This is a genomic window from Guyparkeria sp., from assembly GCF_041687595.1.
Lineage (GTDB): Bacteria > Pseudomonadota > Gammaproteobacteria > Halothiobacillales > Halothiobacillaceae > Guyparkeria.
Window position 1 is genome coordinate 1 of sequence record NZ_JAWLBP010000037.1, and the last position, 14,645, is coordinate 14,645.

Genomic DNA, 14,645 nt, shown 5'->3' on the forward strand with positions numbered 1-14,645 from the left:
TCTCCAGCCCGAGGTATTGCGGGCAGAGCCCGTGTTCCTTGGCCAGTTCCCTGAGGCGTTCGCTGGCCTTCATCCGTGAGCGGAAGACCCCGTGTGCGCGTCCCAGATCCGAAGGGGCCAGTTCATCGATCCGCACCAGCGCCGGGGGCTCAGGCGACTCGTCGTCCCAGTACCAGGCGAGCAGGCCGCGCTGCGCGCGCAAGCGGCGATTGAAGATCGGCTGTTCGCGCTTGACCAACCGGGCCTCGGTGAGCAGCGCCCCGATCTCTCCGGCCGTCTCGATCCAGTCGATGTCATGCGTCTGCTGGGCGATGCGCATTTCGCGGTCGCTGCGGTGGTCGTCGGCAAAGTGCGAGCGCACCCGCGAACGCAGGTTGACACTCTTGCCGACGTAGAGCAGCGCCCCCTGCTCGCCGAAAAAGCGATAGACGCCCGGGACGGCGGGCACCTCGTCGAGGCGGGTGGGGTCGAGATTGGGCGGGGTGCTTGCCCGCTTGATCTGGCGGTCGAGCGCGTCGAGCACGACCTCTAGGCCGTCGCGCTCGACAAAGCGGGCAAGCAAGGCCGGCAGGGCCTGGCAATCGCCCATCGCCCGGTGACGGTCGCCCACGGGCAAGGCGTGCCGGGTGATCAGCGAATCGAGGTTGTGGCGGCGCTCGCCCCGGTCGAGGCGACGCGAGAGCTTGACCGTGCACAGTTCGCGCAGCGTGACCACCTGACCGGCGGCACGAAAGGCATTGCGCAGAAAGCCCGCATCGAAGCGGGCGTTGTGGGCCACCAGCAGGCGCCCGTCGAACAGCTCGCGCACCTCGTCGGCCAGCCGGGCGAATACCGGTGCACCCACGACCATGTCGTCGCTGATGCCGGTCAGGCGGGTGATGGTCGGTGGAATCGCCACCCCCGGGTCGAGCAGGCTCTGGAACGGCTCGCCCACCACGCCGTTATCGACGGGGATGACCGCGACCTCGGTGATCCGGTCACGCGTCGGCCGCGTGCCGGTGGTCTCGACGTCGACGAAGGCCAGACGGTCGAAAGGCGCTGGCAGCGATGCCAACGCCTCGATCCGCTCACCGGACTGGATAAGGTTCGTCACCGTCAGGCGTCGAGCGTCTCCACCCGCATGCGCACGACCGGGGCCCGGACGGTATCCAGTGCCTCGATCTCGGCGAGCGCATCGTCCATGTCCTTCTCGCGCACCTGGTGGGTCAGCATCACGATCGGCAACGTGCGCTCGTCCTCGGTCATCTCCTTCTGCATCATCGCCTCGATGGAGATCTCGTGGTCGGCGAGGATCTGGGCGATGCGCGCCAGCACCCCGCGCTTGTCCTCGACGGCAAAGCGCAGGTAGTAGGCGGTGGCGATCGAGGCCATCGGCACGACAGGCATGTCGCTGATCTGGTCCGGCACCACGGCAAGATGCGGCACACGGTGCATCGGGTCGGCCGTAAGCGTGCGCACCACGTCGACGAGATCGGCGACCACCGCGGAGGCCGTGGGTTCGGCCCCCGCGCCGGCACCATAGTAAAGGGTCGGGCCGACCGAGTCGCCCCATACCAGCACGGCGTTCTGCACGCCATCGACGTTTGCCAGCAGGCGACGCTCGGGGATCAGGGTCGGATGCACGCGCAACTCGACGCCGTCGTCGCGCTGGCGCGCGATCCCCAGGTGCTTGACCTGGTAGCCGAACTCGCCGGCATACCGCACGTCATCGGTCTCGATGCCCGAGATGCCTTCGGTGTAGACCTCGTCGAACTTGAGCGGCATGCCGAAGGCGATCGCGGCGAGGATGGTCAGCTTGTGTGCCGCGTCGATCCCCTCGACGTCGAAGGTGGGGTCGGCCTCGGCGTAGCCCAGGTACTGGGCCTCGGCGAGCACCTCGGCGAAGGCCCGGCCCTCGTCGCGCATCGCGGTAAGGATGTAGTTACCGGTGCCGTTGATGATGCCGGCCAGCCACTCGATGCGGTTGCCCGCCAGACCTTCGCGGATCGCCTTGATGATCGGGATGCCGCCGGCCACCGCCGCCTCGAAGGCGACCATGGTGCGATGCTTCTGGGCGAGCTCGAACAGCTCCATACCCTCATGGGCGATCAGCGCCTTGTTGGCGGTGACCACCGGCTTGCCCAGTTCGAGCGCGCGACGGATCAGGTCGCCGGCGGGCTTCATGCCGCCCATCAGCTCCACCACCACGTCGACGTCCGGATTTTCCACGACTTCCATCGGATCCGTGGTGAGCAGGATGCCCTCGAGCGGGCAGATGCGCGGGGCATCGAGATTGCGCGCCGAGGCATGCAGCACCTCGATGCGCCGCCCGGCACGTCGCGCGATCTCGTCCGCGTTGCGCAGCAGCACGTTGACCACGCCGCCGCCGACGGTGCCCAGACCCAGCAGGCCGACGCGAACCGGCGGCAGCGCCTCGTTTTCCTGTGTCCTGTTCTGGCTCATTGTCCTCCCTCCGACGGAACGGGAACGTTGTGGGCACGGAACATCGCCTTGATGCCGCGGATCGCCTGCCGGGTGCGATGCTCGTTCTCGATCAGGGAGAAACGCACGTGATCGTCACCGTAATCGCCGAAGCCGATGCCCGGCGAGACGGCCACCTTGGCCTCGGCGAGGAGCAGCTTGGTGAACTCCAGCGACCCCATGTGGGCGAACGCCTCGGGTATCTTCGCCCAGACGAACATGGTCGCCTTCGGCGGCTCGACCGGCCAACCGGCCGCGTTCAGCCCCTCGCAGAGCACGTCGCGCCGGCGACGATACATGTCGCAGATGTCGTCCACGCAGGTCTGGTCACCCTCGAGCGCGAGGATCGAGGCGACCTGGATCGGCGTGAAGGTGCCGTAGTCGAAGTACGACTTGATGCGCGCCAGTGCGCCGACCAGCGTCGGGTTGCCCACCATGAAGCCCACACGCCAACCGGGCATGTTGTAGCTCTTCGACAGGGTGAAGAATTCCACCGCCACGTCCTTGGCTCCCGGCACCTGCATGATCGAGGGCGCCTTGTAGCCGTCGAACACGATGTCGGCGTAGGCCAGGTCGTGCACCACCCAGATGCCCGCCTCGCGGCAGATGTCGACCACCTTCTCGAAGAACTCCAGTTCCACGCACTGCGTGGTCGGGTTCGCCGGGAAGTTGAGGATCAGCATCTTCGGCTTGGGCCACGTCTCCTTGATCGCCCGGGTGAGTTCCTCGAAGAAGTCGACGTCCGGCGTCAGGCGCACGTGGCGGATGTCGGCGTCCGCGATCACCGAGCCGTAGGGATGGATCGGATAGGCGGGGTTGGGTACCAGCACGGTATCCCCCGCCGACATGGTCGCCATGGCCAGGTGACCCAAGCCCTCCTTGGAACCGATGGTGACGATGGCCTCGGAGTCGGGATCGATCTCGACGTCGTAGCGACGCTCGTACCAGTTGGCGATCGCCCGGCGGAGCCGCGGAATCCCCTTGGACTGCGAGTAGCGATGCGTATCGCCACGGCGGGCGGCCTCGACCATCTTCTCGACGATGTGCGGCGGGGTCGGCTGGTCGGGGTTGCCCATGCCGAAGTCGACGATGTCCTCGCCGGCGGCACGCGCCTTCGCCTTGAGTTCCCCAATGATGTTGAAGACGTAGGGAGGCAGTCGCTTGATGCGGGCGAAATGTTCGTTCACTTGGATTCTGGCGCTTGCGTGAAAATGGGACCAAGGACCGCTGTTTTCGGCTGACGACGCGGAACGCGGGCCGAGAGCGGGCAAAGACTACGAACAGTAAGGAGCGGGGCCCATCCTGTCAATCGGCAAATGGGCAAAATTCCACGCGGGAAGCCCTTGGACACGGCATGTGGCACCGCCCGAAACGACCCGTGCCGGTCCCTTTAATCTCCGATTCGTCGAAGCGGTCAACGCCATCCTTCTACGCCCCTCGAATTGACGACAGAAACGGCCCACCCGGCCTCCGCGCGAGCGCATGCTATCGTTCCGGAAATCCACCTGAGATCACCCGGTCACGGATGACCCGCCCCGCGGGAAGTCCGTCACCACGAGGGACTTCCCAATGAGCCAACCGTCGTCCTCCCGCCAATCGCCCGAGACTGGGCTCGCCCGTTTCGGCGACCCGCTGGTCCTGATCCTGACCATCGGCTTCGTACTGGCCTTCATCGGCCTGTCCCTGTGGGACATGGACCGGGTAGCCGACGGCATCGGCACCGGCTTTGCCTGGACCGCACGCGTACTGGGCTCCTATTTCCAGATCTTCCTGCTGCTGACCTTCTTTATCGGCATCGGGGTGGCCCTGTCGCCGGCCGCCAAGGCCCGGGTCGGTGATCTCGAAACGCCCGAGATGAGCACGTTCAAGTGGCTCTCGATCATCATGTGCACCCTGCTGGCCGGTGGCGGCGTGTTCTTCGCGGCCGGCGAACCGGTGTACCACTTCCTGGTCACCCCGCCGGCCTTCGACACCGAGGCCGGGACGAGTGAGGCGGTCGCCGGCGCCCTGGCGCAATCGTTCATGCACTGGGGCTTTCTCGCCTGGGCGGTGCTGGGTTCCCTGACGGCCGTGGTGCTGGCCTACGCGCACTACATCAAGGGCCAGCCGCTGCGCCCACGCACCCTGCTCTACCCGGTGTTCGGCGAGCGCATCATGCGCGGCTGGTTCGGCGGCGTGGTCGATTCGTTCTGCGTGATCGCGGTGGTCGCCGGCACGGTCGGGCCGATCGGCTTTCTCGCCACGCAATTGAGCTTCGGCCTGTCCGAGCTGTTCGGTCTGCCGGAAACCTTCGCCACCCAGCTGGGCATCCTCGCCTTTTTGGGCCTGATCTACATCTCCTCGGCGGTGACCGGCGTGCATCGCGGCATCCAGTTGCTCAGCCGCTTCAACGTGCTGCTGGCGATCGCGATCGGCGCGGTGATCTTCGTCTTCGGCCCGACCCTGTTCCTGGCCAACGCCTACGTGCAGGGCATGGGCACCTACGTCTCGTCGTTCTTCACCATGGCGACCATGACCGCCGAAACCGCGCCGGGCTGGTGGATGCAGTGGTGGACGGTGTTCTTCTTCGCCTGGTTCATCGGCTATGCGCCGCTGATGGCGGTGTTCGTCGCGCGGATCTCGCGCGGGCGCACCATCCGCCAGATGATCCTCGCGGTCGCCGTGATGGCGCCCATCGCGACCACCATCTGGTTCACGCTGCTGGGCGGCTCGGGCATCTACTACCAGCTCAACGACGTCTTCGACCTGACCGAACCGCTGAACAACTTCCAGTTCGACGTGGCGACACTCACCGTCGCCCAGGCCCTGCCGGGCGGCACCTGGATGGCCGCGGCGATCATGCTGCTCACGCTGATCTTCGTCGCCACCACCGGGGATTCCATGAGCTATTCCATCGCCATGGTCGGCTCGGGTCACGATGCGCCCCACCCGCTCATCCGCGCCTTCTGGGGCGGCGTGATGGCCGTGATGGCCGCCATGCTCCTCTACATGGGCTCCGGCCAGATCAGCGTCCTGCAGCAGTTCATCGTCATCACCGCCATTCCGGTGTCGCTGATCCTGCTGCCCTCGCTCTGGACCGGGCCGAAGACGGCCTACGCCATGGCGCGCGCGCAGGGGCTGCTCCGAGAGGACTGAACCGGCGTTGGGCAATCGGCCTGCCTATACTCCCTGCCGTTGCCTTTGGGAACCTCAGCAGGAGCCAATGATCATGAAAACCGGAACCCCCACGATGCGGCTGCCGACCACCGTGCTGCCCGCGACGATGCTGGCCGCCGGACTGGCCTTCCAGACCCCCACCCTGGCCGACAACCACGGCGACAATTGGGCGCCTAGCGGCGAGGACATCGGCTACCAGGTCGACGGTGAGCCCTTCGAGGGCTACCTGTCGCCGGCCGACGGCGAGTCGCGCGGCACGGTGCTGGTCATCCACGACTGGGATGGCATCGACGATTACGAGCGCCAGCGCGCCGACATGATCGCGGCGATGGGCTTCGATGCCTTTGCCGTCGACTTGTATGGCGAGGGCAACCGCCCGCAGGAAACCGGCGCCAAGAAGGCCGAGACCGAGCGCCTGTACAAGGATCGCGAGCGCATGCAGTCGCTCACGCGCGCCGGCCTCGAGTTCGCCCGCGAGCAGGGCGTGGCCGAGGAGACCGTCGTGATGGGGTACTGCTTCGGCGGCGCGGTGGTGCTGGAAGCCGCTCGCAACGGGCTGGTCGACCAGGCAGCGGGCTTCGCCACCTTCCACGGCGGACTGGGTACGCCCGAGGGACAGAGCTGGTCGGATCCCGGCGCGCCGATCCTGATCGCGCATGGCGGGGCCGACTCGATGATCTCGATGAACGACGTCGCCACGCTGTCAGGCGAACTCGAGGATGTGGGAGCGACCTACACCATCGAGGTCTACTCCGGTGCCCCGCATGCCTTCACGGTGTTCGGCACCGGGGCCTACCAGGAACGTGCCGACGAACAATCCTGGACGGCATTCACCGAGTTGCTCGACGAGGCCTTCTGACACCTACCTGTCTCCATCCCTCGCAATCCCGACCGGGGGCCTGCGACTCCACTCGCCTGCCCCTCGGGGCTCTGGTAGGATAAAGAAAATCGATTAGCCACCATGCGCCGAATCCGGCCCGACTTGATCTGTTATCCCGTATATAACGGTATCAAGTCGGGCCGGGTATCGTCTGGATCCCGCAATGTACCGAGATCGCGCAGCAGTGCCGTATCACCGGGTCATCAGCGGTTGATCCGGGCAGTACCGTTTTAACTTTTTTTTGCATTTCGTTAATCAGGGCCCGGACGACACCCTCATCGGGAGGTTCGTGGCGAGAGAACAGGACGACAAGGAGCAAACATGCTGACAATGGGCTTCCAGCCGCCGGTCGACATCCGGCAGGTCACCAACCGCAACGTGGAAGTGGGGGGACGTCGCGCCCTGCAGTCCAAGACCGACCTCGACGGTGTGATCACCCATGCCAGCCAATCCCTGGCCGAGATCTCCGGCTTCACCCGCGACGAGCTGATCGGCCAACCGCAGAACATCCTTCGCCACCCCGACGTCCCCGACACGGTCTATCACCTCATGTGGGGCGAGATCGAGGCCGGACGGGAGTTCTTCAGCCTGGTCAAGAACCGCTGCAAGAACGGCGACCATTACTGGGTGATGATGCGTGCCGCGCCCATCATGCAGGCGGGCAAGCGGGTGGGCTACACCTCGGCCCGTTTCCTGCCGCGGACGGACCTGGTCCCCGAGTGGGAAGCGCTGTTCACCGACATGCGCGCCGCCGAGAACAAGGCGGGCTACGCCGATGCGCGTCGTTTCGAGCCGGCCTACCAGATCCTCAACCGGTTCGTTCGCTCCCGCGGCTACAACAACCTGCAACAGCTGGTCCTTTCCTCACGCGCCTGACCGGCCAGCGGGCGCAATCACCGCCCTGTCGACGGCGCCGGTGAACTACCATCGGGGTAGACAGCAAGGGCTTCCCTGCTGCCACCAACCCCGAACGATCGAGTTGTCACCGGTGCCCCGAATCTGCTGCGCAATCCGCTCCAGCCACTGCCGACGGCCGACGGTGAGCTGGCTGCTTTCCCAAGGCCGCGGCACGCGGCGGTTCCTCGCCGCCGTCACGATCGGCCTTCTGCTGACCGTCCACGGCGTGCACGCCGACTCCATCGCTCCCTCGCCCCCCGATCCGGCACAGATGCGGGCATGGGTCGACGACATGAAGGACGCACCGCGCGGACCGTTCAAGCGCATCCGCTGGTTCTGCGAGGACGGCACGATCCTCCCTCCCGAGCCGTACGCCTGCCGCCCACATGGCGGCGGGGTACAACATGGCGAATGGAGCGACCGGACGGTGGCGATACGTGAGCAGGGCTTTTTGATCGCCACGCTGCTGGCCGACCTGGACGCGACGGACCATGTCGGTGACGACCCTCACCTGGACGAACTGCGCCAGGTTCTGCTCGAACGCTTCCTGATCCGTTTCGATGACGGCTGGATCTTCCGAAAGGCCCGCTACTACCGCGGTGCAATCCAGATCGAGGACGAGCAGCGCAAGGCCCGCGAAATCCTGCTTGCCATGGTGAACGACCCGGACTGGCTCCGCAGCGAGCGCTACCTTCTGCTACGCGAGGCCGTCCGCCTGCTGCCGGTCAACGGTGACGAGCCGGCCGCCACCCGGGTGCGGGAGCTTTCCACCCGGATCGCCGAAGAGGACCCCGGCTTCCAGGACCTCCGCGTCAAGATCCATGGCATGCCGGACGCCGGCGACGCCCAGCGGGTTCGCCGGTACGCCCGCGACCGAGGCGAGGTTGAACTGGCGGACAGCTATCGGCAACTGGCCGACGAGCTCGATGTCCTCTACGAACCGCAGACCGCGATCCGGCGACTCGAGAGACTGGCCGACGAGAGCCGCGGCCGGCCGCTCGAACCGATCCTGCGCGAGGCGGCCGAACGCCTCGACCGGGCGCGGGACCTCGACACCCGGCTGGAGCTGACCGCCGAATACGCAACGGCCTGGCGTGAACGGGTGCTCGACGAGGATCAGGATCGGCTCCACCCGGCCGACCGGCTGCGCCTCCTGCAGGCAGGATTGGCGCTGGAGCAGGAAGCCTATGCCGTGGCTAGCCGGCTGGCAGAGGCGAGCAAGGAAGCCGACCGGCGCCGCCAGCTCGTCTGGCTGGCCGATCTCGCCGCGGTGCTCCACGGCAGCGGGTTTCTCTCCGCGCGCCAGCAGGAACAGGTGACCCGCCGCATCGACGGTCTCGTCAACGCGGACGAACCCCGCACCGACACCTGGACCGCCGAACTCCGCTACCTGTCGAGGGTCTCGCAGTGGGCCCAGCGCTCGATGGGATACCACTTCGATCCCACCGTCGAGCGCTGGTCCATCATCACAAATCTGGCCACCCACTACATTCCCGACCGACTCCGAGACAGCCCGCTCCTGCCCTACACGCGCGTGCTAGACACACTGCTCGAGGACGCCAACGCCCGGCTTGGCATCCGGCACGAGCTGTTCGGCGAGGAAACCGCGGCCGGCCTGCGTGCCCTCAATCCCGGCCTGCGGCGAGGCGTGCTGCTCGAGGCGCCCGATGACCCGGGCGATTTCCGCGAGGACGGCATCTACCTGATGGCCTCGACGACTCCCGATCTGCCGCCCGTCGCAGGCATCCTCACTCGTGGCGAGGGCAGCTCGCTCTCGCACGTGCAACTGCTGGCCCGGAATCTCGGCATTCCCAACGTGGTGGTCGACGATGCGTTGATGCCGCGACTCGACACCCACCTGGGCGAGCGTGTCGTGCTGGCGGTCACGCCCCGCGGTCGCGTGCAGCTCGCCGCCGATGGCCCCGAGTGGGACAAGGTCTTCGGGGCCGAGCCCCGCGGCGAGGACGTCGTCATCCGCCCGGATCTCGACAAGCTCGACCTCGACACGACCGAGATGCTGCCGCTGGCCGGGCTGCGGGCCAGCGACTCCGGCCGTCGGGTCGGCCCGAAGGCGGCCAACCTCGGCGAACTGGCGCACTTCTACCCCGAGCGGGTCAGCCCCGGGATGGTCGTGCCCTTCGGCGTGTTCCGCGAGTTGCTCGACCGTCCCATCGAGGCCGGCGGGCCGGCCGTCTTTGACTGGATGCGCGGGGAATACGACCGGCTGGCTACCATCGAGGACAGCGAACGCCGACGCGAAGAGACACGAGAGATGCTCGGCCGCCTGCGCGAATGGATCACGACCACCAGCCCGGGCCAGGCCTTCCGGGCACAACTGCGAAGCGCGCTGGAAGAACGGTTCGGCAGCAGCCACACACCCGGGGTGTTCGTGCGCAGCGACACCAACGTCGAGGACCTGCCCGGTTTCACCGGGGCCGGACTCAATCGCACGGTCGCCAACGTGGTGGGCTTCGAGTCCATCGTGGATGCGATACGCACGGTCTGGGCCTCGCCCTTTACCGAGCGTGCCCACGCCTGGCGTCAGGCACACATGCCCGACCCCGAGCACGTCTACCCGGCCGTGCTGCTGCAGCAGACCGTCCCCGCGGAAAAATCCGGCGTACTGGTCACCACCGACATGGAAACCGGTGATCGCGACTGGCTGACCATCGCCGCGAACGAAGGGGTCGGTGGCGTAGTCGACGGGCAGAGCGCCGAGGAACTGCGCGTGCACCGGCGCAGCGGCAAGATCCACCTGCTCGCCCAGGCCACCGCCCCCACCCGAACCGAACCGGCGCCGGACGGGGGCATGCGCCGCGTACCGGCCTCCGCTCCGGAGGAACTGCTCACTCCATCCGAGATCGACCAGCTCCGCCGACTGGCAAACGACGTCGAAGCACGCTTCCCGCTGGTCGCCGACAACGGCACGCCACCCCCGGTGGACATCGAATTCGGCTTCGTCGACGGCCGACTGGCGCTGTTCCAGATCCGTCCCCTGGTCGAGAACCGCCAGGCCCGACGCAACCTGCACCTTGCTGAACTCGACCGGGAGGGGAAATCGCGGGCCGACGGGGTGATCAACCCCGACCGCCCACCCCGCCCGGCCGAGTGATCCGTTCAGAGCGCCCTCAATGACCTATGCTCGGGGCATGCAACGACTAAAGCGCTTTCTCCCTTCCCGAATCACGCCCCTGATCGCCGGCGGCCTGCTCGCCCTGACCGCGACCACGGCTGCCGGCTACCCGCTGGACGCGGCCGAGGAGACCGGCATCGAGCGCCTGGAAGGCTACCGGCTGGCCAACGAGGGCCAGATTGCCGGCAACCGCGTGCCTCCCGGCGCCCTGCTCGGCCGAGAGCAGATCCACCTGCGACTGGCCGACCGGCCGGATTTCGAACTCCCGCCGGTCGACCGCGAACTGACACGCCGTATCGTCGACCTGCTGGGCGCCGAGGCTCCGAACTACAGCGTCAGCGTGCTCGACATCAGCGACCCGGCCAACCCGGTCTACGCCGACCACAACGGCACGGCACGGCGCAATCCCGGCAGTGTCGGCAAGGTGATGCTGGCCACGGCCCTGCTTCAGGCCATCGCCGACCTCCACCCCGACGACATCGAGGCCCGCCAGCGCCTGCTGCGCGAGACCCAGGTCACCGCCGACGAGTTCATTCAGTGGGACAGCCACACGGTACCGTTCTGGCGACCAGAGGAGCAGCGCTTTGTGCGTCGTCCGCTGCGGGTGGGTGACTCTGCCAATCTCTGGACCTGGTTCGACTGGGCACTCTCGGCCAGTTCGAACGCCGCGGCCAGCGCCGTGATGAAGGAGCTGATACTGATCCGCCATTTCGGCGAGGACTACCCGGTATCTCCCGAGAGGGAACAGGAACTGTTCCGTGACATGCCTTGGCAGGAACGCAGCGACCTGCTCGTCGACAGCCTGCTGACACCGCTGGAGCGTAATGGACTCGACCCGGAGAAACTACGACAGGGATCGTTCTTCACCAGCGAGGGCAAGCGCCGCGTAGGCGGCACCAACAGCATCGGCAGCACCCGGGAACTGATGCGCCTGCTGGTGAAGATGGAGAAGGGGGAACTGGTGGACAACTGGTCGAGCCGCGAACTCAAACGGCTGCTCTACATGACCCAGCGGCGCATCCGCTACGCCTCGTCCCCGGCACTCAACGAGGCGGCCGTGTTCTTCAAGTCCGGCTCGCTCTACAAGTGCGACCGGGAGAAGAACCCGAACTGCGGCAAGTACCGCGGCAACGTCTACAACCTGATGAACTCGGTGGCCATCGTGGAATGGCCCGCGGGGGACCCGGAACTGGTCTACCTGGTGACGCTGACCTCCAACGTTCTTAACGTCAACTCGGCCGTCGCCCACCAGACCTTTGCCACCCGGCTGCACCGGATCATGCAGGCGAGGCACCAATGACGAGTTTTCCCGCGACTCGCGCCTGAAAGCGGTCCTGCGACCCGGAGCAAGCCCCCTTGCGGGAAAACATGCCCAGAGCGAGCCCTGCTCGCGAAGGCCGCGTCAGCGGCCACTCCAGATGGAGGCTGGCCAATGCGCGTTGGAAACGGGAAATCCCGGCCGAACGGATATCAGGCCATTCCGATACCGATCAGAGCCCGGCGGTCCTGACGGGCGTTTCCATGATGATGCCGTCAAGCTCCACGATGAGTTGCTCCATCCACTCACCACCACGCGGATTCTGCGCCAGGGCTACGGCGATGTAGGTGTGCCCATCGTGCTCGATGATGGCACTGTCGGCATGCCAGTCCCGCCACGTACCCGACTTGCGGTAGATCGAGGCACCGGGAACGGCCGCAAGCAGACCGCCGACAAACTTGTGACTGATCGCCGGATCGCCGAGGATGGCCTTCATCTCGCGCGACAGTTCCGGGGAGACCAGTTGCCCTGTCTCGAGCAGGTAGTAGAACCGGGCCACCTGGAAGGCGGTCGCACCATGAGAGAGGTTGTGTAGCGGGTCGCGCATGTAGGCGGAGCCGCGGCCGTATTCCTTGCCGACCCACAACCCGCCGTTGAGCTCTTCGTCATAGAGGCGATACTCCGGGGATCGGAGCAGGTCATTGATGTAATCGCGACCGACGCGGTGGATCATCTCGGTGGCCGCCGAGTTGGAGGACTGACGGATCATGCGCGTCATCAGGTCACGCGTCTCCTCGTCCAGCACCAGCTTGCCCTCGTCGATGCGCTGAAAGGCCGCGAACAGGATCGCGATCTTGGGCAGACTGGCCGCGTAGAGCATCTCGTCGCCGTTGACATGCGCGAATCGCGGGCGCTCCGGGTCGGTCACGTCAACCAGGGCCACCGACAACTGCCCGGCCGCGACGCGAGAGTCGAGGGACAACTCGCCTAGACGAGCCTCCAGGCTGGCCTGCAGATCCGGGTCGTTGGCGTTTCGCAGGGTGTCGGCATCCGCCGGCAAGGCCGCATTCGCGGTGGCAGACAGGCCCGTCGCGAGAGCGGCGGCAATCAAAAGTCTCCGGATCATGGAGCACCCCCATACACTAATGATTTCGGCACGATACCCTATTAATGCCGTAAAGTCATGAGGATACAAGCTTGAGAAACAACCGCCCATGAAGAGGCTCGCCCAGCAACATCCCAATCTGATGCGCGGCGTGCTGCTGTTCACGAACTTCTTTCTGATCATCGCCGCCGTCTATCACCTCAAGCCGGCGAGTCGCTCGATCTTCATCAGTTCGCTGGGAGCCGACCTGCTGCCCTACGTCTGGATCGCCACCGCGGTGGCGCTCGGCCTGACCATCGGCGTCTACCACCGGCTGATCGCGTACTACTCCCGTTTCCACGTGGTGCTGGGCACCTGTTCGCTCGTGATCGCCCTGCTGGTGGTCTTCTATCCGATGGTCAGCGACAGCGGACTGGCCCAGGCCTTCGCCTTCTACATCTTCGTCGACATGACCAGCGTGATCCTGGTCGAGCAGTTCTGGAGCCTGACCAACACCATCTTCAGCACCCACGCCGGCAAGCGCTGGTACGGCCTGATCGCCACCGGCGGGCTGGTCGGTGGCGTGGTGGGCGGCATCGCCTCAAGCCTGTTCATCCGCCAGTTCGGGCTTCAGACCATGGACCTGCTGCTGGTCGCGGCGGCCATCATCGGCCTGCTGATGCTGCTCACCCTGCTCATGGGCCGGCTGGGGCTGTACGAGGAGAAGGCCGGCATTTCCAACCACGACGCGTCCAGCGACGGCAACTGGCGCAGCCTGCTGCACCACCGCTACCTGATGCTGATCGCCGCCATCCTGCTGCTCGCCCAGATCGCCGAGCCGATCATCGAGTACCAGTTCATGAAGACCCTCGAGGCGACCATCGAGGGCCGGGACGAGCGCACCGCCTGGCTTGGGGCCTTCTTCAGCGTCATGAGCGCCGTGGCCATCGTCATCAACCTCGCGATCACCCCGCTGGTGCACCGCTGGCTGGGTGTGCTCGCCGGGCTGTTCGCCCAACCGATCGCCGTGACGATCGGCAGCCTCTGGTTCATGTCGCAGACCACGCTGATGGCCGGCGCCTTCCTCAAGATCGCCGACCGCGGCCTGTCCTACTCCATCAACCGCGCCTCCAAGGAGCTGCTGTACGTCCCCATCCAACCGCTGCTGATGTTCCGCGCCAAGGCCTGGATCGACATGTTCGGCTACCGCCTGTTCAAGGTCGCCGGCTCCCTGCTCATCCTGCTGCTCACCCAGTGGCTGCCCTGGCAACTGGAAACCGTCCACCTCAGCTGGGTGGTCATCGGCTTCTGCCTGATCTGGATGCTCACCCTCACCCGGCTGGGCATCCGCTACCGCGACATCCTGAGCCGTGCCGAGAGCAGCAAGGTCTGGAACTGAACGGGCGCATTCGAAGAGGAAGGACCGCTCTGCCATCACGGCGGCAGCGTGACGAAGTTCGGTCAGCCGGGGCCGGGCAACTATGGGAAAGGCTTCAATCAGGCGCCGATCTCGCCCCTAGAGCAACGTCACTACCGGGTGACGGTCGGGCAGTACAGCCGCTCGTCGAACAGGGAAGTCGTTGGCGCCGGAAAAATGCTGCCGTGAGGCAGGCCGGGCGGTCGAGGCTGTACATGGTGATAGCCGTTACCCACGCCGTTCCACCGAGGGGAACGCGGATCGACGGGGTACGTACAGTCCACGGCCGCGACCGGATTACTCGCTTCGCCCGCTATCGCCGAACTGGTTGGCGAATCCCTTGAAGGCGCTGGTCAGCTC

10 protein-coding genes are annotated in these 14,645 nt (G+C 66.2%); 6 read left to right on the forward strand and 4 right to left on the reverse strand.

The window, feature by feature from the left end; genetic code table 11:
• From ACESL5_RS06920 to alaC, 3 genes are all read right to left on the reverse strand, one after another.
• Positions 1 to 1,093: exonuclease domain-containing protein (locus ACESL5_RS06920; protein WP_372592046.1), on the reverse strand; the 1,093-nt coding region annotated here is incomplete at its 3' end.
• 2 nt (positions 1,094 to 1,095) lie between these two features.
• Entirely contained in the window at positions 1,096 to 2,409 is a 1,314-nt protein-coding gene (locus ACESL5_RS06925; protein WP_372592062.1) for a homoserine dehydrogenase, read from the reverse strand.
• A 29-nt stretch (positions 2,410 to 2,438) separates the two neighbouring features.
• Positions 2,439 to 3,647, reverse strand: a complete 1,209-nt coding sequence (gene alaC / locus ACESL5_RS06930) for an alanine transaminase (RefSeq protein ID WP_372592047.1) — start codon at positions 3,645 to 3,647, stop codon at positions 2,439 to 2,441.
• Positions 3,648 to 4,029: 382 nt separating this feature from the next.
• Between alaC and ACESL5_RS06935 the strand changes: the two genes are divergently transcribed.
• From ACESL5_RS06935 to ACESL5_RS06955, 5 genes are all read left to right on the forward strand, one after another.
• Complete coding sequence (locus ACESL5_RS06935) at positions 4,030 to 5,595, forward strand: BCCT family transporter (protein WP_372592048.1); 1,566 nt, start codon at positions 4,030 to 4,032, stop codon at positions 5,593 to 5,595.
• Positions 5,596 to 5,668: 73 nt separating this feature from the next.
• Positions 5,669 to 6,475, forward strand: a complete 807-nt coding sequence (locus ACESL5_RS06940; RefSeq protein ID WP_372592049.1) for a dienelactone hydrolase family protein — start codon at positions 5,669 to 5,671, stop codon at positions 6,473 to 6,475.
• Between the two features lie 342 nt (positions 6,476 to 6,817).
• Positions 6,818 to 7,372, forward strand: a complete 555-nt coding sequence (locus tag ACESL5_RS06945; protein ID WP_372592050.1) for a PAS domain-containing protein — start codon at positions 6,818 to 6,820, stop codon at positions 7,370 to 7,372.
• Between the two features lie 163 nt (positions 7,373 to 7,535).
• Positions 7,536 to 10,505, forward strand: a complete 2,970-nt coding sequence (locus tag ACESL5_RS06950) for a PEP/pyruvate-binding domain-containing protein (protein WP_372592051.1) — start codon at positions 7,536 to 7,538, stop codon at positions 10,503 to 10,505.
• Between the two features lie 37 nt (positions 10,506 to 10,542).
• The gene (locus ACESL5_RS06955) at positions 10,543 to 11,826 is read left to right on the forward strand and encodes a hypothetical protein (RefSeq protein ID WP_372592052.1); all 1,284 of its coding nucleotides are present in this window, start codon (positions 10,543 to 10,545) and stop codon (positions 11,824 to 11,826) included.
• Positions 11,827 to 12,016: 190 nt separating this feature from the next.
• On the opposite strand, the gene ACESL5_RS06960 is transcribed toward ACESL5_RS06955, so the two are convergent.
• Complete coding sequence (locus tag ACESL5_RS06960) at positions 12,017 to 12,910, reverse strand: serine hydrolase (RefSeq protein ID WP_372592053.1); 894 nt, start codon at positions 12,908 to 12,910, stop codon at positions 12,017 to 12,019.
• An 88-nt stretch (positions 12,911 to 12,998) separates the two neighbouring features.
• On the opposite strand from ACESL5_RS06960, the gene ACESL5_RS06965 reads away from it, so the two are divergent.
• Positions 12,999 to 14,267: an Npt1/Npt2 family nucleotide transporter gene (locus tag ACESL5_RS06965; RefSeq protein ID WP_372592054.1), complete on the forward strand. Its 1,269-nt coding sequence runs from the start codon at positions 12,999 to 13,001 to the stop codon at positions 14,265 to 14,267.
• Positions 14,268 to 14,645: the final 378 nt, after the last annotated feature.